The following is a 19,291-nucleotide window of genomic DNA, read 5'->3' on the forward strand; positions in this document are numbered from 1 at the left end:
ACGGCAAATTTAGCGAAATAAAATCATAAAAAAACGCCTTCTCTTCAGAAAGCGTTTTTAACTTTTTTATTTATGGTAATTTAATTTAAATCGGCTTCGTGAAGTTTAAAAATATTTCCACTTACACTTGCCGAACTGGTTATTACGTATAACTTATCATTCAGTATCGTTAATTGTCTAAATGATTCAATTTCGGAAGTATTAATTTCAACACTAATCTCTGTTAAAGTATTATCATTAGTGTTGAAAACACCAAGAAAAGATTCATTCTTGTCTGTGTTTCCGTCACCATTGGTATCTATGCCAGTATTTCCTCCAACAAAGATCAGGTTATAATATCTTGCTGTAAAAGTATCGTTTAATGTTTTTGGCATTTTAAGAGTTTGCCATTGAGTGGTACTAAAATCATAAATTAATAGATCATCTGTACCATTTAACGTTTCGAAAGCGTCATCCAGACCACCAAATAGATATAATTTATTATCTACTATTTCTAAATCTGCCCAATACTTAATTTTGGGTAATGTTGCAAATGCATTAAACGCTCCCGATTCTGTATCGAATTTAAATAATTGATCCAAAGGTTTATTTGTCGATTCAGGGTCAAATCTACTTCCGGTAACAAAGATATCATTCCCATAATTTGCAGATCCATACCTAGTAAGTCTTTCGTCATGTTCGTTTACTAAGGGATCGCTACTTAGATCTAAATTATATACATTATTGGAATCACTTGATAATATCACCAATTTTCCATCAATTATCTCTATCTCTTTTGTCGTAAAACTTGAATACTGGCAAAATAATTTAGACTCAAACGCTTGGGATGCCACATTATAAACTGCCACTTCTTCAAGACTAGGACGACATCCATCAGGGTTGCTATCTCTAGGGCCTCTTTTTGAAATATATAAGGAATTTGTTTGATTAGATCCTTTAAGCCCTAAAAGCCCGCCTGTTCCCATAGGAGCAAACTCTAGCGTAGTCAATTCTGTAAAACTAATTGAAGCGGGTATTACCGGTAAATCAGTATCTAAAAGTGGTGTTAAGATAATCTCCAACTCAGCAGTATCGCTAACCTTAATTTTACCTATGATTGTATTTTCATTGGTTATTGTGAAATCAAACAAACCTTCAAAGGCCTTAAAAATAGCAGTATTGTCTTGTTGTACCTGAAAACCCACTACTATTTCTTTTTCATAAAAATCTTTATATAATTCGGTACTAGAATTGGCTTCCCAGTTTACTCCTTCTCTACCCCTCCAAGATATAGATCCATTTACTTCTTGCAAGTCAGGATTATCAACTTTTGTAGTAGAAAAAACAAACACATCATCTTTGATATTTAATGCTTCCGAAATGTCTAACGAAGAAGAATTTGTTGGATTAACAAGCGTTGCTTTTTCGATTCTCCAAGATTTCTGTGAGTTATTGGTTAAGATTGTTATTGTCTCAGAGTTTGGATCTGCCGGATCGGGGTCTGTTGGGTCTGTTGGATCAGGAGTCATCTGATCTGTTGAATCAGGGTTTACCATACCTACATCATTATCATCAGAACATGATGATGCAAACAGCACTAGCATAATAAGGGTATAAGACAGTAATTTCTTCATTACAAGTTGATTTAATTTGATTGATAAATAAAGTCGCGAAAGTATACTTGTTTTATCAATACATAAAATTTTTTAACGTTTATTGATTAGTGTCTTATAGTGTCAAAATATTACCCTCTTATTTGCATTTAATTTATCCCGATACAAATACAACATCAAATAGAAAACCGAAATACCTCCAAAAAGGTGCCATAACCAATGGGTGCCCATATATAAAAAATCTGTTTCTAAAACCTTATCTAAACTTCTAAAGCTTACTGCTAATACAAAGCTTAACACTGCCGAGATAATTAGTTCTTTATGTTTACCATTGGTTTTTATTAAGTATAAAACAATTGGCGATAACACTGTGATTGCTGTAATGACATATCCTAATGAAATCCTTATCATCGATGGCATAGGTAGTAAACGTATAGTAAAAGAAACGGCAAAGATAAGAACCAGTGCCAAAAGCCTTTTCCACCATGTGTGAAATAATTTGAAAATGAAATAGAAAACCGCCGCCATACACAAGATCATAATCGGTACCCAATCCATAAATAACCATATCTGATGGCTTCTTGTACCATGAAACAGGGTTCCGCCCACAAAACCAATAGCCAAAACAGGTAAACAAAAACCTAAAAAAGCATGCCTACGGAAATTTTTATACACCTTAACCGAAAAGTAAATAATGATAATTAAAAAAATAAGGTTGCTAAAGGTATTAAAAGGTTCAACCGGCAATCTACTCATCAAAGTTTCGCGATAAATAGGCCCAGTATCATTAGGAAGTTGTGCCACCTCGGCAAAACTGAATAGCATATTTCTTTTTGTACTAAAGTTAAGAAATAAGAGGTAAATTTAAGCTGGATTTATTCTATATACTGACTCACTAAAAAATAATTTACAATTGCCTCTTTCATCAAAACAGACTGTTCTCCTGCTTTTAGATTAGGTAATTCTTCTTTAACCTTATAATGTGGCCATCCTTGATCATCAAAATAATCAAACTCATAGTATCCGTAAGGCTCTAAAAGTCTGCATATGGCAATATGCATCAAATCTAGTTTTTCATCTTTTTTAAACTTGCGGTGTATTTGCCCCAGCTCTTGTACCCCGATAAGATATATAATCCCATCAAGATCCAGGTCTTCTCCCTCGGCAAATTGAGCAGAAAGTTTATGTACAAGCATCGCCCAGCGCTCTTTTAATTTTTCATCTCTGGCCATAATGTTTTTTAATCTATTATAATGTATAACGCCAAAAGCATCACTTCGAGTGTTTTATTGCAATGACCTCTCGACTGCGCTCGAGGTGAAAGTATATAAAATTATGTCGAGAATAGCTTTTTAGCATATCAAAACCCTATTTCTCGATACATCTCGATAAAAACCGAAATACTCGAATCGACGGGTTTCGATAAAAAGTTAAGCGCTACAAAAGTAACGCTTAACCCAATAAAAATAACCACTATTTTGGGAGAAATCTTAAAACTCCCACAATACGCCAATTCCGGCATATTGATTCCTATAATTTCTAAACGAACGGGCATCTATATCTGTATAATTAGTACTTCTTACTCTAGAGTATAGTGTTGCCGTTAGTGAGAATCCATTTTTGATGGTATGAGATGCATTTAATCGAAAGTTAACGTATTCATAGGCAAGCTTTTCGCCTATTCTTTCTTCGGTATTTCTTGCTTCGATCTCTTTATATTTTCTGTTAATAAAGGAAAACGATGAACTCACTTTTGTAGTTTTACTTTTATAGATCATATTAACACCGGGGCCAAACTGATTAAATCCAGATCGCCCTGCTGTAGAGTTATCAATCCTTGCATAATATAAAAAGTTGGGTTTGATTTTAAAGTTTTCACTAAATGGTAGCTCATAAAACACACTCCCTTTGATATAATCCCAATCTCTTTCTCCATCGGTAAGGATTTCACTAGCATTAAAAGTGTCATACTTTCGTTTTTTCGCATATCCATTGATTCCAAACTTATGTTCTAATGTATTCACTTCAAAAGACTGCACGCTAGAGAATTGGATTCCGGTTTCATTAAATTGTAAGTCTCTTACACCAAAGGCATCAAAATCTTTAAAGTTGTAAAATCCTTCTAGCGTTGTTTCATTGTTAGTAAATGGCACAAACTCTATTCCGGCAGTTGCCCCGTAATTTGTATATCCCAAAGGGTTAATCAATACGTCCTGATCCCCACCTAGTCCTTCTCTATTCATACGTTTAAACCGAGCTTCGGCTAAAAAACTAAGCTTTTTAGTAAACTTATGATCATAATTTGCCCGTGCATCTAAACTCCAATAGCTATCATCAAAATTTTCATAAAACAGTCGTGAAAAAGGGTTTAAGAATAATCGTACTCTGTTTTTCTTATCCCATTTATAACGATATCTATATTTAACATCAATATCCTGATAAACACTACTTGCAATTAGATCTTCTTTGGTGAGTATGGTATCATTCATTCTTATTTCTTTGGGGCTTTTAAAATAGTTATATTCATATCCTCCTTGTGTTTCTACATCAAATGAGGTTTTACTTTGTGAAAATGTTAAGCTGCTTATTAGCAAAGTTGTAAGTCCAATTATTATTTTCCTTGTATTCATAGCTGTATGTATCTTCTTATTTAATTTTGTTTTCAATGGTTTCTTTTAATCCTTGTTTGTTTACTAATTGAATCCCTAATCCCGGCCGAACATTAATCTCCATAATCTGTGGTCCTTTATTTTTATCAATTACTATATCTACTCCCAAGTAATTGAGTGGAAAAGCTTTGGCTGTGGCAATAGATATTTCGAGGATTTCTTTCCAGTATGGGATTGGTACTTCTTGTACTACAAATTTGCTATCGGGGTGATGGTCATAATAGTTTTTACCATCATATACCTGGGTTAATGTTCCTTTTTGCATATCTACCCCGATCCCTACTCCATTTTGATGAAGATTTGCTTTGCCATCTGATCTATCTGTAGGCATTCTTAGCATTCCCATTAGAGGAACCTTATCCAGAGTGATGATTCTAAAATCTGGTACTCCCTGAGGATATATTTCATGAAAAAACGGGTGTGGTTCTATACATTCTTCAACCAAAACTCTATCATGAGAGCCTAATGAAAAGAAGCCCATAATGGTAGCAGCCATATGCTGAAAAATTTCACGTTCTGATATCACTTTTCCGCTAGACGTCCAATTTCCTTGTTGGTCTTTTTTCACAATTTTAATACCCCCACCGCCACAACCATTAGCAGGTTTTATAGCCATTGCAGAATACCTCTTGCAAGACTCCCAAGCCTTTTTTATGTCGCTGTTATATTCGATCACTGCATAAGTTTCTGCACATGGAATATGATATTGATGCAAAATCTCTTTGGTAAGTACCTTATCATCTGCTAATGGATAATGCTTTTTTGCATTATTGGGGTAAATAAGGTTAATATTTCTCTCATTTAAGCCAATAACTTTAGAGATACGCTGTGATTTCTTAACCAATATTCTTGAAAACATAGGGATCATAACTTTAGGTTTTTGATGAATACTATCTAGTTAAAAAGTGGTTTGAAACGATAAAACTCTACCCATCGTATCCCGATATATCTTCCTAACAGCATTGCCGATGTAATAATTAAAAGAATACATTCTGGGAAAATGATAAGGATTGAGGGCAGTGCAGACCAAGACAACAGGGTATAGCAGATAGCAGTCGCCAGTAAAGTCTGCAAGAGTTTATCAATAGCCATTTTATAGCCATCTTCTACGGTTGCTCGCGAAAAACGCTCTGCAGCAATAGTTAGAATAATGGTAGGAAAAAAAGTAAGTGTTGTTAACCACGTAATATTGTACTTTATTCCTATCATGGTGGCTAGGATCATAAGGCCAACCATTACGGTTAACGAAATTACCAACTTGGGTGTGTATAACAATCCTATTTTATCAAAGGGATAGGATATCAACCCGACCAGTAAAATTAAGGACACAAATAATAACATCCCCGAAACGAAGCCTGTATGCAACAATGAAAATGCGATCAAAACAGGTAGAAAAACCCCAAATGTTTTAACTCCGACCACGTTTCTTAAAAACGCTACTAATAATCCTCCTAACGGAAGTAATAAAAGTAAGTTTAGTGAGTTTTTTGAAAGAATTCCGCTTTCTACTACTCCCCACAGTGAGATGCTTGATAGTTTATGAATTTCATTAGAATTCATTTTCAAAAACGAAATATGATTTACTTCTTTGATTTCATACGTATAATCAAACTGAATTCCGGGAGAATGGGTTATCAAGAACTCATCTCCTTCATAAATTTCCAGGTAATTTGCGGGTAGATGTGCATAGTGATTATTTAATGCATCAAATGGAATCCAGGTTTGATTGATAAGTACTTCTGCCCATACATGAGAAGTTCTTTTATTTGCGTTTTCGACGATAATTCCTCCTTTAATTCTTGCCGGATAGCCTAAATTTCTGCAAATCGCTACAAATAATCTACTTTTTCCATTACAAGAAGCTCTATTTTGCTCTATCGTGGTTAAAGCATCGGTTAATGTAATAATCGGAGCAGACGGAATCATAGCCACATGATCAAAGATGTTTTTGATAACCTCTTTATCATTTTGAGTGTTTTGACCCAATCGCGTTGCTAGCTCACTGATTTGTGCATGAGCCGATTGTATATTATTGGTTGGTTTAAGGTATTTATCATACTTATCTGACACCAAATTAAACTGCTTGGGAATGGTGTATGTGATTTCTTTACCTTCAAAAATGAATTCGTAATTTACAGTATGATATGTTTTACGGCTATCGGTTCCCCATACTCCTCTTACATTTCTATTGTTAGCCATTTTCTTTGCGAATAACAAGGTATTATCATTCTCGATTTTTTCGCTAGATATTCTCTGTCTGTAATTACTAGTAGGAATAAAAGTTTTAACTACAGTACTACTTTTATCTTTCGATTTAAAAAAGTAATTGTAATTTACTTTATATACCTTTTCAGGATTAAAATTGTCATAATTCTTAAGGGTAGGTTTAATTTTAAATCCTATAGAAACAACAGCAATTACTGTAATTAAAACCAAAGCGATTTTAAGATTTGTTTGAGAATTCATAATCAGTTATTTTTGGGTTAATAACAGGTGAGATTTAATTCACCCTACCTTACATCGAAAAAAATTATTTTATATATGGAGGAATCCTCTAAGTCTGTTTGTGAACAACCTGTTTTTACCGAATTATTCGAAACACATGCAGAGGCGGTTAGAAATCTTATCTACTATAAGTGTGGAGATAAGGCACAGGCAGAGGATGTGATGCAGGAGGCTTTTATAAAAATGTGGAATAATTGTAAAAAAGTAATTTTTGAAAAAGCTAAAGGTTTTTTATGCACTGTAGCCAATAATTTGTTCTTAAATCAGGTTGCTCGACAAAAAGTTCGGTTAGAATATTCAAAAATACCGCGTAGTACTAAAAATATTGAATCTCCAGATTTTGTAATGGAGGAAAAAGAGTTTATGGATAAACTTCAAAAAGCAATTGCCGAACTTCCTGAAGGACAACGAGAAGTTTTTTTATTAAACAGAATCGATAAAAAAACATATAATGAAATTGCCGAAATGCTTGGTATTTCGGTAAAAGCAGTCGAAAAAAGGATGCATAATGCCTTAAAAAAAATGAGAGTACTAATAAAAAATATTTAATCAAGGTAGGGTATTTCAGAAATTACCTGTTATAAGCTTGATATGAAGATAGCATTATGCTTAGCGAAAATGAAAATACATATTTAGCAAAGTGGTTAGATAATGATCTTACTACCGAGGAGCTCGAGGAGTTAAAAGCGCTTCCTGAATACGATGAGTATAAAAAAATCGTAGAAGGATTAGCCTTTTTTAACGCACCATCTTTTGATCTTCAGCAATCATTAGAAACTACAATCACAAAACTTGATGCTCCTAAAAAAGGAAAAGTAATCAAGTTAAAACCGATCCTGTACGCAATTTCGGCAGCTGCTTCCATTGTATTAATTATAGGACTTTTCTTTAACAAAGTGTCTTATATTGCAGATCCAGGACAACAATTGGCAATTACTTTACCAGACGGAAGTTCGGTAGAGCTTAATGCAGCATCTACCCTTTCGCATCCACGTTTTTTCTGGTCCAATACCAGACAAGTGAAGTTAGATGGAGAAGCTTTTTTTAAAGTAACATCGGGAACTAATTTTACGGTGACCACGCAATTAGGTAAAATTGAAGTGTTGGGTACACAATTTAATGTAAAAGGAAGACCTAATGAGTTTACGGTGGGTTGTTATGAAGGAAAAGTGAGAGTTTCTTCAGTAGAAAATCAGAAAAAAACACTTGAAAAAGGGGATGCCGTATCGCTACAAGGTAGTACATTGATTTCGAGAAAGATTACCGAAAAAACACCATTATGGATGAGTGGAGAAAGCATTTTTGATAGTATCCCATTAGAAAAAGTATTGGATGAAATGGAAAGACAATACAATATTACTTTTAAACGCAGTACGATTGATCAAAATCAATTATTTACCGGCGGTTTTAATTACAAAGACCTAAAGATTGCATTAGAGTCTGTATTAGTACCTATGGGAATAGAATATGTTGTAAACGGAAACATGGTTTTGCTTTCACCAAGATAAATATGCGTAAATGAAAAAAATCCTAGTGTTGTTATTGTTATGTTCATTGAATATTAATGCGCAGATCACAAAGAATTACAAAGAAACTCCTTTACAGCAAGTCCTTACAGAATTATCCGAATCTTACAATCTTATTTTTTCATTTAGCAATGAAACTGTAAAAAACAAAATCATAACCCTAGCCGTTAATAATACTCCTTTAGATGAGATTTTAAGCACTCTAAAAACATTAACCGGTCTCGATTTTAAAAAAATCTCCGAAAGACAAGTTATTGTGAGCGCCCCAAGCACAAAAGTAGAAGTTTGTGGGTATCTCTTTGACGAAACCACAAATGAACCCCTCTCTTTTGCATCAATAATCATTGAAAATGAGAAGGTCGGTACTATTGCCGATGATAATGGTTTTTTTCAACTAGGAGAAATAGAACAGGATGCAACCCTATCAATACAATATGTTGGGTATAAAAACAAAATAATGAATGTTTCTTCTTTTGCTTCATCTACATGTCCCAAAATACCCATGTTTACGAGCGGCACTGCACTAGAAGAAGTGTTGATAGTAGAGTATCTTACCACTGGGATTGATAAAAATATTGATGGATCGATAACCATAACCAACGATGATCTTGGTATTCTTCCTGGTCAAAGTGAAACTGATATTTTACAAGGCATTCAGCTCATTCCGGGAATTAATAGCCCCGATGAGACTGCAACCGGCATACAGATAAGAGGAGGCTCTCCTGATCAAAATTTAATTCTTTGGGATGATATTAAAATGTATAATACCGGGCATTTCTTCGGAATGATTTCTGCTTTTAACCCCAGCGTGATTAAAGATGCAAAAATTTTTAAAGGAGGCACAGACCCAAAATATGGTGATCGAGCCTCTGGTGTAATTGACATTTCTAGTGATAAAGAAGTACCCGAAAAGTTGAATGGTGGTGCCGGAATAAATGGCACACATGCCGATCTTTTTCTTAAAACACCCCTGTCAAAAAAGACAGGCTTGGTGATTTCGGGGAGACGATCATTTACAGATTTATATGAATCCCCAACATACAAAGCGCTTTCGAAAAAAGTATTTCAGAATACAAAAATTGATGCAGCCCCAAGCCCCACAATTATTCCAATAGATCCAGAGGAAGAGGTAGAAGAAGGTGATGATCCCGAAAATGAAGAAAATATTCGTGATAACAATTTTTTCTTTTATGATGTAAGTACAAAACTCATTATAGATGCTTCTAAAAATGACAAAATTCTATTGAGTAGTATCTATACCAATAATGATCTTGCTTTCGAAATTGATAGTGATGAAGATCTTATTACTGATGATCTGGAAATAAAAAATGAAGGTGCTAGTTTTTCGTGGGTGGGTACGCGATCTAAAAAATTGCGACATAGTCTAAAGGCATATTACTCTGCATATGATTCTGATTACCTTTTCACATTGCGGGAAGAATTACGAATAGAAGAACAATCTATCAGAAAAAACACTGTAGAAGATTTAGGTCTCGATGTTAATCTTACCTATGATATTAATCAAAGAAATGTGGTGACTGCAGGGTATCAATTTTCTAATAATGAAGTCTTTTATGCCATTACCCGAGAAAGCGATTTTGAAACTCCTATAAATGAATCTGATCTGGTAAAAAACACTGCCAATACAATTTACGGAAATTATAAATTTTTATCCAAAAATAAAGCCTTTATCAACCTGGGAATTAGAGCATCTCATTATTCGGTTGTTGACGAATTATATATAGAACCCCGAGTGAATATCGAGTATCCACTCTTTGATTTTTTAAGAGTTAAGGGTACCGCAGAACTTAGATACCAACCTATAAGTCAGTTGATAGAGTTCGAAGACACACAGCTTAGGTTAGAAAATAATATTTGGATACATGCCAATGATGAAATCCCAGTTTTAGAAAGCACTCAGTTTTCTGGAGGTTTTTTATTCTCTAAAAACGATTGGAATTTTGAGATCGATGGATATTATAAAAACATCGATGGTTTAACATCGGTTACTAATGGGGTTAACACTTTGGATATCGATTTATCTACTGGAAAAAGCTCTATTTTAGGGGTTGATATCCTCTTAAGAAAGAAATTCGGAAATTTTAAAACCTGGTTAGGGTACACATTTAATGATATCGAATATACATTTCCCGAAATACAACAGGGTTCTTTTCCTGGTAATAATGACATCACTCATAATTTTAGAATTTCTAATACTCTAAAAATGCATAACTGGGAGTTTTCTCTAGGTTGGTTGTGGCGATCAGGAGCACCTTTTACAGATGCCGACCTTATCAATGAGGAGATAGAATTTGGCCGTGCCAATGCCAGACGTTTACCAGAGTACCATCGTTTAGATGTGTCTGCCGTTTATCAATTCAATCTTAACAAAACAGGAAGCTGGAGAGGACAATTAGGAGCTTCTATACAAAATGTATATAACAGACAGGTTCCTATCTCGCTGAGCTATCGGGCAGACGAAAATCCCAATACAGGCGAGGTTGAATTAGAGATCTTAAGACAACAGTCTTTAGGATTAACCCCTAATTTGGTGTTTAGGATGTTTTTTTAATATAATCTCTATGTATTTAGAACTCTTATTATTTCATCTCTATGCAGCAATCGTATTAATGTTATTTCATTTTCTGAAGTCATCACACCAATCAAAAAATAGAACCCAATACCCATTTTATACGCTTTATCATCGCCTTTTACACCTTTAAACTGAGTCAAAACATGTATGTTTTTAGCTGTTTTTATCGATTCTAAGATACTTTTAATCTTTTCTGTAAGCGATATGTCATTTAGAGTTTTAAAGTCATTAGCAAAGCTTAAGGAGATTTTCAAGTCCATGTTCTATTTTTTAAATAGTTCTTCCTCATTAATCATGACAGAAGTCTTTGCTTGTTGCATTAAAAGCAATAAACCTAAGTCCTCTTTTTGATCTAGAGACATTGCATTCATCTGTGTATTTTGCTTGTGTTCGATATACCAAGATATGGCATCTTCCATTACTTTTTTAACGCTAGAATCTTCTATTGCCGCCAATAGCTTAAGTTTAGGGATTATTTGCTCATCAATATCAATAATTTTTCTCATGATATATATTGTATATATTATATGCTAAATATATACAATTATATTTTAATTCACATTGCTTTTATGTCGTTGTTCTAAAATCTTACTTTGCCAAGAACATTTCGACTTCGCTTTACTGTGATACAAAATTTTGATGTAATACGTAAAATAATATAGTCATATACATACAATGACAAAACCAATTTACTTGTTTAATTATGGGTAGAATAAACTATATTTGAAACCATAATTTTTTATCAATGAATTACATTGACATCATCTTAGGGATTCTTTTATTATGGGGATTAATAAAAGGCCTTAGTAAAGGTTTATTTGCTTCTTTGGCCTCGTTATTGGCGCTAGTAATAGGTATTTATATTGCCGTTCATTTTTCACATATTGTTGGAGATTACTTGCAACAATATGTAGATTGGCAAGAAGGCGCTATGAAACTTGCTGCATTTGCCACCACATTTATTGTTGTAGTTATTTTGGTTTCATTGACCGGTAAACTACTCACCAAAATTGCAGATTATGCAGCTTTAGGAATCTTAAACAAAATTTTAGGTGCTGCTTTTGGGGTTTTAAAAATGGCATTTATTGCTAGTGTACTCATTATTTTCATTGAGGCCATCAACAGGAACATTACTTTTATTAAACAAGAAACACTGCAATCCTCGTTACTTTACAATCCTGTGCGTAAACTAGCACCCATGGTATTACCTAATGTATTAAAAGAAACCTCTAATAATCATACTGAAGCATAGATATACAAAAACATTCGCAGCCTATGAAGCTATTTTAGAGCTGTCACTCTATCCTCAACTACTTCGATCAGATAGGCAATACATGAATCGAAATCCTCAAAAACCCGTTCCTCAGGTACTAAATCAGGTACAATATGAATACTTTTAATGATGTACATAGGTTGTTTCTGAATTCCAACTATTTGAGTTTTAATATTTTTTTGTTCTAATCCCAAAATAATTTCTTCAAGAGTGTACACACCAGACTGGTCCATATAAGGCACTCTATCCATTCTTAAAATCACATGAGAAGCTGTTTCAGGAATTTGATTTGCTAATTCTTGCAACTCATTATTGGATCCAAAAAACAGTGGCCCATTAAGATGTTTTACAAATATTTCTTCTTTAAGCTCTGTTGGGAAGTTTAGTTCATCTTTCCAGGGTTTCTCTAGCATACGATTTTCAAACCCATTCAAGGATTCTATTCTTGATTCCATTACGGTAACATCTCCCATTTTTTTCATAAAGGCCAATGAAGCTAATACTAGACCTATACCAACGGCATAGACCAAATCCCAAAAAACAGAGAGCACTAAAACAATGATCATGATTATTACCTCAATTTTTGGCATATTAGGGATTGCTTTTAGTCCTTTATAATCCATTACTCCAATACCTACGGTGATTAAAATCCCGGCAAGTACTGCAGCTGGTATTTGCGAAGCAATAGGACCAAGAGCTAATAAGACCAGGAGCAGTAGTACCCCTGCTATCATTCCCGACAATCTTGTTTTTCCTCCTGCATTTATATTGACAACAGTTCTTATGGTTGCACCAGCACCGGGGATTCCTCCAAAAAAAGCTGCTATACTATTTCCTATCCCTTGACCCACCAACTCTTTTGTGGGATTATGCTTTGTTTTAGTCATATTATCGGCCACAACAGAAGTCAGCAAAGAATCTATAGCTCCTAAAAAGGATAACGATAGTGCTGTAAAAAAATATGGGAATATCGCTTCTAAACTGAAATTGGTTATAATTGATAAATTAGGAGCAGGAAAGCCACTGGGGATTTTTTCAATAGGTCTATAATCTAATCCCAAACCATAGGCTGCTCCAGAAACAATCAATAACGCTACTAAAGTACTTGGTACTGCAGTAGTAATTCTTTTAAATCCATAAATAATCACGATGGTAATCAAACACAAGATTAATTCTAGATAGCTTATACCTTTTATCGCTCTAGGAAGACTTCTAATAGAGCCTAAAACACCAGAGGCATTACTATTTGCCAGCGCTTCTGCTTCAAGATATATTTCTTCCTTAGAAATTTTTTCAGCTCTCTTAATGGTCTCTCTAAAGTCCTCTAAAACCAGAATTCCTTCTCCAGCTTCATCTATTAGTATTTTATCCAGGATGACCTCTTCGGCCTGAGGTTTAAATTTTTCAACATAGTCCTTATCGTCTTTCGGATAATATCCAAGAGCCGGTAACAATTGAGTGATCAAAATCATCACTCCTATCGCCGTCATAAATCCCGAAACAACAGGATAAGGTATGTATCGTATATATTTTCCAATTCCCAGGACTCCTAATCCTATCTGCATTAATCCAGCTAGAAGAAAAACTGTAAGGATAGCGGGTAATGCTTTTTCGACATCTCCGTTATTTGCTCCTATCAATCCGGCAATTACCAGCATACTTACGGCGGTCATTGGTGCTGTAGGACCAGAAATTTGAGTATTTGTACCACCAAATAAAGCAGCAAAAAAACTGATAAAAATTGCTCCATATAATCCTGCACTTGGCCCTAATCCAGAAGAAACGCCAAATGCTAAAGCCAAAGGCAATGCTACAATTCCGGCAGTTAAACCTCCAAATGTATCTCCTCTAAGATTGCTAAAAAAACCTTTCATATGTCACTATTTTTTCGATTTCTATTCTCAATGATAGTAAAACTATCAAAATTAGTCTAAAAAAAAGAGTTGATATAAATTTATATCAACTCTTTTAGGAAAATTTTAATATACTTGATTAGCTTTCGAAAAAAGTAACCTTTCCATTACTGATATCATACATACCACCCAAGATCAAAATTTCATCATTATCTTCCATCTCTCTTAATACTTCGCTTTCTTTTCGGATATTATCTATGGTCATATGTACATTTTTAACGGCAACTTCATTCACGAAATCAATATTTTTAGAGTTTCTCGACGAAGGATCCGTTGGTTCTGTTACTGCTTCGACTGCAGGCTTAATTTTACTGATAAGCGCGGTTAAGTTTCCTAATTTAGCATCATCACAGGCTCCTTTTACAGCTCCACAAGCGGTATGACCCAAAACCAAAACCAATTTGGTTCCAGCAAGTTTACATGCAAATTCCATACTACCTAAAATATCTTCATTTACAAAGTTACCTGCAACACGAGCGCTAAAAATATCACCAATACCTTGATCAAAAATTAATTCAGATGATACCCTTGAATCGATACAGCTTAATATGGTTGCAAACGGAAATTGGCCGCTTTTTGTATCTGCTACTTGTTCTAACAAGTCTCTATCTGCATGCATCTTTTTTTGAAATCTAGAATTCCCTTCTTTTAATAATGCTACCGCTCCTTTTGGCGTTATTGATGCTTGAGTTTCTTTTGTAAGTGCTTTCATAATTATGTGTTTAAGCTGATTTTGATCTTAATTTAAAAAATTGAATATAGCTGTCAGGGTTTTCAATTTCCCCTCTTTCTGAAATAAGTTTAATATCGATATGTCTACCTTTTGCTTTCTCAGAAAAATCTTCTAGAATTTCTAAAATATCATTATCTAAATATCTAGTCTTTCTAACATCCAAAGTAAGATACGTATCTTCTGGTAATTGATCAAGTTCTTTTAGAATAGCTCCTTTATTAAAAAAGGTAACCTCTTCTGCTAAGGTCATTTTAACCTTATGTTTTCCATTACTAACATCTTCAATATGCAAGAAATGAGAATTTTGGTAGCTTTTATACAGAATAACAACAATTCCGACCATAAGCCCTAAACCAATACCCCATAATAAATCGATAAAAACAATTCCTAATATGGTTACTATGAAAGGTACAAATTGCTTTCTACCTGCACTCCACATCGCTTTAAAAGTAGATGGTTTTGCCAATTTATATCCTACTATTAGTAATACAGCTGCTAAAACCGAAAGCGGGATCATATTTAATAAACGAGGTATTAAAATCACAGATATCAATAAAAAGAATCCATGAATGATGGCCGACATTTTACTCTTCCCCCCCGATTGTATATTCGCAGAACTTCTTACAATTACCTGGGTAATAGGCAATCCTCCGATCATCCCAGAAATAATATTACCAGTTCCTTGAGCAAATAGCTCTTTATTAGTTGGCGTCACTCGTTTTTCTGGATCCAACTTATCTGTTGCCTCTACACAAAGCAGTGTTTCTAAACTAGCTACTAAAGCAATTGTAAATGCCGTTATCCATACATCTGTATTACCTATAACCGCAAAATTAGGAAAGCTAAACTGCCCTAAAAACGACGAAAAATCTCCTGGAATAGGCACACTAACCAAATGATTTTTGGATATACCAAACTCTGAACTATCAACAGTAAAAGCATAAAAAAGTATACCAATCACTACTGCAACCAAAGGACCCTGAACCAATTGAAATATTTTAGCTTTCTTAACCAGAACTTTATCCCATAGAATTAATATTGCCAAACCGATAACAGCTATAATAGTTGATCCTAAACTAATGGATTTAAAAGCACTAATGATTCCGGAAAATGTATTTTCTCCATCAGCTTGGAAGAAAGAAAAATCACCCTCTGGAGCGGTATCGTATCCAAAAAAGTGTGGGATTTGTTTTAAAATAATAATAATCCCAATACCCGTTAGCATTCCTTTAATAACAGAAGAAGGGAAATAGTATCCTATTACCCCTAATTTCAATACTCCAAAAAGAATTTGAATTATTCCTCCTAACACCACAGCCACCAAGAAGTTTTCGTAACCACCTAATGTTCCTATGGACGCAAGTACTATTGCTGCTAATCCTGCTGCAGGACCACTTACTCCTATCTGCGAGCCACTTAAGACTCCTACAAAAATACCCCCTATAATTCCCGCGATTAAACCAGAAAAAAGAGGGGCTCCACTAGCCAAAGCAATACCCAAACATAAAGGTAAGGCTACAAAAAATACCACAATACTTGCGGGTAGATCATTTTTTAAATTCTTAAAAATGTTCATAGTAATATAAATTAATTGATGTTTCTAATTAATCATTAGAAACAAATAGATAAAATTGATTTGAAACAATTCACAAAAGGAAATACCCATTCAATTCAATGAATGATTTGTTTTGCGAATTAAAATAATTAAAATGTATTATGAAAATTCTGGAGGTGGTGTCTTTTCCTCTAGGTATACCGAAGAGTTTTTGAGATAAAAATCAGGGTGAAGTGTCCCCACTAGATCCAATAGATCCGAGGTTTTCTCATCATGATATTGCGAGATTTTATCTTTTTCTTTAAAATCTTCTTTCTCTGAGCTCTCTTTTTCCTTTTTTTCTGAATTTTCTGTTTCTTCAAAAACAACAGAAGTTTTTTCTTCACTACTATAGAAGTTAACTAGCCCAATACCATAATGGGTAATATTTAGGAAGAACCCAAATACGATTAAAAATTTTGCTATTTGAAGCTTTGTTAACACGAATAAAGAATTTGAACCGCTAAAATAACAGTATTACTTTCAAAATCTGTTAAATCAATCGTAAATTTATTTAAACAACATCATGTGATGTTGCTACTCGTTGTAACGAAAATCAAAAGATTACTATCCTATCTAAAAAAACTAGAGTAGTATACTTCTTAAAAAACCACTACATTTAGATAGTAAGAAGAACAATGAAAAAAATCAAGAAAATAGTAAAATATACGCTATTAGGAATAGGTATATTGCTTATCGTCATCACCTTTCTGGGATATACCAATCTTGGAAACTTATCGGATAACCAAAATCCCTTAACTACTTTTGTCACTATTGGAAACGAAAACATTAGAATTTCGCAAAAAGGAAGCGGAAAAGACATTCTATTCGTTCATGGTAGTCCAGGTCTGATCGAAGATTGGAACGATATTGTTGATGCTCTTGCAAAAGACTATAGGGTAACCTCTTTTGATAGACCAGGACATGGGTTTAGTTCATCAAATGACTATACCTATCATATAAAAGATAATGCGATTTTGGCAGAGCAGTTGATTAGTCAATTAGAATTGAAGAACCCTTTAATAGTAGGACATTCTTATGGTGGCTCTACAGCGGCTTATATGGCTACGCATTCTAGCCTGAAAGGTCTTCAATATATAATTATTGATTCTCCATTGTACAAAGCCCAGCCAAGAAAAATTTACAAATTAATTGCAACACCTGTAATAGGTAGAGGAATCGCTTTATTGTCTTCATATACCATTGCTAATGCACAAATAAGAGATGGTTTAATCCCTATATTTAAATCTACTGAAAAGGAAAAGGTTGATAAACTTATAGAAGAAAGACAACATATCTGGTCTCAACCCAAGGTTATCTATACAAAATCTAAAGAGTCTATTCATTATCAAGATGACCTAAATTTAATGTCACACAAGTATAAAAATATAACCTCTGATATTACCATTATTACAGGCAAAGATTCTATAAGTACGTTGAGAAATGATTGCGAAAAATTCTATTCTGAAGTAAAGAATTCTGAACTCATACTGCTAGACAAAACAGGCCATTATGTTCAATTTGATAAATCGCAAGATGTAATTGAAATCATACGTCGTAAAATGAAATGAAATTAATGCATTATTCAAGAACCCATTTATAACCTATCTAAAAATCAAACCTATGGCTCTTTGATCATATGAGTTCGTTTTTGTGGTGTCGTTATAAATTCCTATTTTAATGGTGTTGGAAAAAACTTCTTCAAATAGGATAGTCATTATCGATGCTCTCAGGGGTTTTGCACTTGCTGGAGTGGCCTTGGTACACATGACCGAGCAATATATCGCCTCTGCTCCTACCGATAACTTAATGGAAATAACTAATGGCCCGATTGATCAGGTCCTTAGTGGAGCCATTGGTTTTTTAATTATTGGTAAATTCTTTGCTCTTTTCTCTATTCTTTTCGGCCTTAGTTTTTTTATTCAGATGGATACTGCTGCAAAGCGTGGGCAAAACTTTGCTGGGCGATTTTTATGGCGAGTTTTTTTGCTTTTTGTTATTGGGTATGGCCATCATCTTTTTTACAAAGGAGATATTTTAACCATCTACGCACTTATAGCTCCCTTTCTTATTCCTTTTTATAAAATGAATAATAAATGGATCTTATTGATTGCAGGGTTATTTTTAGTAAGTATCCCAAGATTTATTTCTTATTACATTTTAGGCACAGATAGCGCTTTTGGTTTTTCGTCGTTTATGGATTTCAATAATGAATTAAATACATCCTATATACAAACACTGAAAGAAGGGAGTATTACTGATGTATTTACAAAAAATGCCAGCCAGGGAATGCTTCAAAAAATGGACTTCCAGATTGGATTTATTGGTCGATTTTATCTCACCTTTGGTTATTTTTTGATTGGTCTATGGCTAGGTAAAATAGGACTATTTCAAAATGTAGAAGAACGAATCCCAATAGTAAAAAAGTGGTTAAAAAGAGCCTTTATTTTCTTTCTAATTGCTTTGCTAATTACTGGTGGTTTCTTTGGTTTGAGTCCGCAACCTGTAGATTTCAAAAGTTGGCTACATGTATTAGGTATTAATGCTTATGACTGGTCAAATATGGTGCTTACAGCAATTATTCTATGTGCTTTTATATTAATTTATATGAAAAATTGGGGTGAAAAACGATTATCCTTTTTTGCCCCATACGGAAGAATGGCGCTTACAAATTATGTATTACAATCTATTGTAGGTACTTTTATTTTATTTGGTTGGGGTCTTGGATACTTAGGAAAAGTTAGAACCTTATATCTTTTTGCAATGGCGATCTTACTAATTAGTATACAAGCAATGCTTAGTAAGGTTTGGTTAACCTATTTTAGATATGGCCCATTAGAATGGTTATGGCGAAGTGCAACACTGGGCAAAATACAACCTTTTAAAAAATGAT

The 19,291-nt window shown here is 34.0% G+C and carries 18 protein-coding genes; 6 read left to right on the plus strand and 12 right to left on the minus strand.

Annotated features, from left to right (window positions below):
- Positions 1–80 precede the first annotated feature (80 nt).
- The 6 genes from ABW637_RS02605 to ABW637_RS02630 form a co-directional block, all read right to left on the minus strand.
- Positions 81–1,613: a Kelch repeat-containing protein gene (locus ABW637_RS02605; protein ID WP_367583071.1), complete on the minus strand. Its 1,533-nt coding sequence runs from the start codon at positions 1,611–1,613 to the stop codon at positions 81–83.
- A gap of 102 nt (positions 1,614–1,715) precedes the next feature.
- On the minus strand, positions 1,716–2,417 hold the full coding sequence (locus ABW637_RS02610; RefSeq protein ID WP_367583072.1) for a ceramidase domain-containing protein: 702 nt from the start codon (positions 2,415–2,417) through the stop codon (positions 1,716–1,718).
- A gap of 50 nt (positions 2,418–2,467) precedes the next feature.
- Positions 2,468–2,824 carry a hypothetical protein gene (locus tag ABW637_RS02615; RefSeq protein WP_367583073.1) on the minus strand — a complete coding sequence of 119 codons (357 nt, stop codon included), beginning with the start codon at positions 2,822–2,824 and terminating at the stop codon, positions 2,468–2,470.
- Between the two features lie 258 nt (positions 2,825–3,082).
- Complete coding sequence (locus ABW637_RS02620) at positions 3,083–4,222, minus strand: hypothetical protein (RefSeq protein ID WP_367583074.1); 1,140 nt, start codon at positions 4,220–4,222, stop codon at positions 3,083–3,085.
- Between the two features lie 16 nt (positions 4,223–4,238).
- Positions 4,239–5,120: a sugar-transfer associated ATP-grasp domain-containing protein gene (locus ABW637_RS02625; protein ID WP_367583075.1), complete on the minus strand. Its 882-nt coding sequence runs from the start codon at positions 5,118–5,120 to the stop codon at positions 4,239–4,241.
- A gap of 35 nt (positions 5,121–5,155) precedes the next feature.
- A complete protein-coding gene (locus ABW637_RS02630) occupies positions 5,156–6,727 on the minus strand; it encodes a 7TM domain-containing protein (protein WP_367583076.1) in 1,572 nt (523 codons plus the stop codon).
- A gap of 75 nt (positions 6,728–6,802) precedes the next feature.
- Between ABW637_RS02630 and ABW637_RS02635 the strand changes: the two genes are divergently transcribed.
- Genes ABW637_RS02635 through ABW637_RS02645 form a run of 3 tightly spaced genes read left to right on the plus strand, consistent with a single transcriptional unit; the run spans position 6,803 to position 10,864 of the window.
- Positions 6,803–7,315, plus strand: coding sequence for an RNA polymerase sigma factor (locus ABW637_RS02635; RefSeq protein WP_367583077.1), 513 nt, complete (start codon positions 6,803–6,805; stop codon positions 7,313–7,315).
- A 56-nt stretch (positions 7,316–7,371) separates the two neighbouring features.
- A complete protein-coding gene (locus ABW637_RS02640; protein WP_367583078.1) occupies positions 7,372–8,274 on the plus strand; it encodes a FecR family protein in 903 nt (300 codons plus the stop codon).
- A gap of 10 nt (positions 8,275–8,284) precedes the next feature.
- Positions 8,285–10,864: a TonB-dependent receptor domain-containing protein gene (locus ABW637_RS02645; RefSeq protein WP_367583079.1), complete on the plus strand. Its 2,580-nt coding sequence runs from the start codon at positions 8,285–8,287 to the stop codon at positions 10,862–10,864.
- A gap of 8 nt (positions 10,865–10,872) precedes the next feature.
- Here the strand turns inward: ABW637_RS02645 and ABW637_RS02650 are convergent, their stop codons facing one another.
- Positions 10,873–11,145 (minus strand): hypothetical protein, encoded by a 273-nt coding sequence (locus ABW637_RS02650; protein ID WP_367583080.1) that lies wholly within the window; start codon positions 11,143–11,145, stop codon positions 10,873–10,875.
- Between the two features lie 3 nt (positions 11,146–11,148).
- Positions 11,149–11,391: a hypothetical protein gene (locus ABW637_RS02655; protein ID WP_367583081.1), complete on the minus strand. Its 243-nt coding sequence runs from the start codon at positions 11,389–11,391 to the stop codon at positions 11,149–11,151.
- A gap of 239 nt (positions 11,392–11,630) precedes the next feature.
- On the opposite strand from ABW637_RS02655, the gene ABW637_RS02660 reads away from it, so the two are divergent.
- Positions 11,631–12,137, plus strand: coding sequence for a CvpA family protein (locus tag ABW637_RS02660; protein WP_367583082.1), 507 nt, complete (start codon positions 11,631–11,633; stop codon positions 12,135–12,137).
- Between the two features lie 29 nt (positions 12,138–12,166).
- On the opposite strand, the gene ABW637_RS02665 is transcribed toward ABW637_RS02660, so the two are convergent.
- The 4 genes from ABW637_RS02665 to ABW637_RS02680 form a co-directional block, all read right to left on the minus strand.
- Entirely contained in the window at positions 12,167–14,032 is a 1,866-nt protein-coding gene (locus ABW637_RS02665; protein WP_367583083.1) for a SulP family inorganic anion transporter, read from the minus strand.
- Positions 14,033–14,150: 118 nt separating this feature from the next.
- Positions 14,151–14,783 (minus strand): carbonic anhydrase family protein, encoded by a 633-nt coding sequence (locus ABW637_RS02670; protein WP_367583084.1) that lies wholly within the window; start codon positions 14,781–14,783, stop codon positions 14,151–14,153.
- Between the two features lie 10 nt (positions 14,784–14,793).
- Positions 14,794–16,374, minus strand: a complete 1,581-nt coding sequence (locus tag ABW637_RS02675) for a SulP family inorganic anion transporter (protein WP_367584448.1) — start codon at positions 16,372–16,374, stop codon at positions 14,794–14,796.
- A gap of 144 nt (positions 16,375–16,518) precedes the next feature.
- Positions 16,519–16,842, minus strand: coding sequence for a hypothetical protein (locus tag ABW637_RS02680; protein WP_367583085.1), 324 nt, complete (start codon positions 16,840–16,842; stop codon positions 16,519–16,521).
- 194 nt (positions 16,843–17,036) lie between these two features.
- Here ABW637_RS02680 and ABW637_RS02685 point away from each other — a divergent pair, with 194 nt between their 5' ends.
- Complete coding sequence (locus tag ABW637_RS02685) at positions 17,037–17,969, plus strand: alpha/beta fold hydrolase (protein WP_367583086.1); 933 nt, start codon at positions 17,037–17,039, stop codon at positions 17,967–17,969.
- A gap of 109 nt (positions 17,970–18,078) precedes the next feature.
- A complete protein-coding gene (locus tag ABW637_RS02690; RefSeq protein WP_367583087.1) occupies positions 18,079–19,290 on the plus strand; it encodes a DUF418 domain-containing protein in 1,212 nt (403 codons plus the stop codon).
- The last annotated feature ends 1 nt before the right edge of the window (position 19,291 follow it).

The organism is Aquimarina penaris, from assembly GCF_040786285.1.
Taxonomy (GTDB): Bacteria; Bacteroidota; Bacteroidia; order Flavobacteriales; family Flavobacteriaceae; genus Aquimarina.

Coding starts and splice junctions, on each gene's coding strand:
- ABW637_RS02605 (WP_367583071.1), bottom strand. CDS start 1,613: ATGAAGAAATTACTGTCTTATACCCTTATTATGCTAGTGCTGTTTGCA.
- ABW637_RS02610 (WP_367583072.1), bottom strand. CDS start 2,417: ATGCTATTCAGTTTTGCCGAGGTGGCACAACTTCCTAATGATACTGGG.
- ABW637_RS02615 (WP_367583073.1), bottom strand. CDS start 2,824: ATGGCCAGAGATGAAAAATTAAAAGAGCGCTGGGCGATGCTTGTACAT.
- ABW637_RS02620 (WP_367583074.1), bottom strand. CDS start 4,222: ATGAATACAAGGAAAATAATAATTGGACTTACAACTTTGCTAATAAGC.
- ABW637_RS02625 (WP_367583075.1), bottom strand. CDS start 5,120: ATGTTTTCAAGAATATTGGTTAAGAAATCACAGCGTATCTCTAAAGTT.
- ABW637_RS02630 (WP_367583076.1), bottom strand. CDS start 6,727: ATGAATTCTCAAACAAATCTTAAAATCGCTTTGGTTTTAATTACAGTA.
- ABW637_RS02635 (WP_367583077.1), top strand. CDS start 6,803: ATGGAGGAATCCTCTAAGTCTGTTTGTGAACAACCTGTTTTTACCGAA.
- ABW637_RS02640 (WP_367583078.1), top strand. CDS start 7,372: ATGCTTAGCGAAAATGAAAATACATATTTAGCAAAGTGGTTAGATAAT.
- ABW637_RS02645 (WP_367583079.1), top strand. CDS start 8,285: ATGAAAAAAATCCTAGTGTTGTTATTGTTATGTTCATTGAATATTAAT.
- ABW637_RS02650 (WP_367583080.1), bottom strand. CDS start 11,145: ATGGACTTGAAAATCTCCTTAAGCTTTGCTAATGACTTTAAAACTCTA.
- ABW637_RS02655 (WP_367583081.1), bottom strand. CDS start 11,391: ATGAGAAAAATTATTGATATTGATGAGCAAATAATCCCTAAACTTAAG.
- ABW637_RS02660 (WP_367583082.1), top strand. CDS start 11,631: ATGAATTACATTGACATCATCTTAGGGATTCTTTTATTATGGGGATTA.
- ABW637_RS02665 (WP_367583083.1), bottom strand. CDS start 14,032: ATGAAAGGTTTTTTTAGCAATCTTAGAGGAGATACATTTGGAGGTTTA.
- ABW637_RS02670 (WP_367583084.1), bottom strand. CDS start 14,783: ATGAAAGCACTTACAAAAGAAACTCAAGCATCAATAACGCCAAAAGGA.
- ABW637_RS02685 (WP_367583086.1), top strand. CDS start 17,037: ATGAAAAAAATCAAGAAAATAGTAAAATATACGCTATTAGGAATAGGT.
- ABW637_RS02690 (WP_367583087.1), top strand. CDS start 18,079: ATGGTGTTGGAAAAAACTTCTTCAAATAGGATAGTCATTATCGATGCT.